The organism is Bacillus sp. SIMBA_005, assembly GCF_046535585.1.
GTDB lineage: Bacteria > Bacillota > Bacilli > Bacillales > Bacillaceae > Bacillus > Bacillus pumilus.
The window spans coordinates 1-262 of sequence record NZ_JAWRWI010000611.1 but is presented as its reverse complement, the minus strand read 5'-3'; the positions used below and the strand labels follow the sequence as shown (position 1 = coordinate 262).

Here is a 262-nt window from a genome sequence, read left to right as displayed (position 1 = left end):
CTCCAACTCCGGTCTTCTGTTCGTGTCGTTCCAGGCCGACGTCGACGCGCAGTTCGTCCCCATCCAGGACCGTCTCGATCAGCTCGATCTCCTGAACGAATGGACAACCCCCGTCGGTTCTGCCGTGTTTGCCGTCCCACCGGGATGCAGTGACGGCGGTTACATCGGCGAGACGATATTGGGCTAAGGCGAAGGAGAGCACAATGGTTACCTCACATACGCTTTCTGCGAAGGCCCACGGGATCGACGAGCCGCAACACAC

At 59.9% G+C, this 262-nt stretch carries 1 pseudogene; it reads left to right on the top strand.

What is annotated here, in order from left to right:
- A pseudogene (locus SB660_RS21525) lies at nt 1–187 on the top strand (iron uptake transporter deferrochelatase/peroxidase subunit); the annotation flags it as partial.
- Between the last annotated feature and the right edge of the window lie 75 nt (nt 188–262).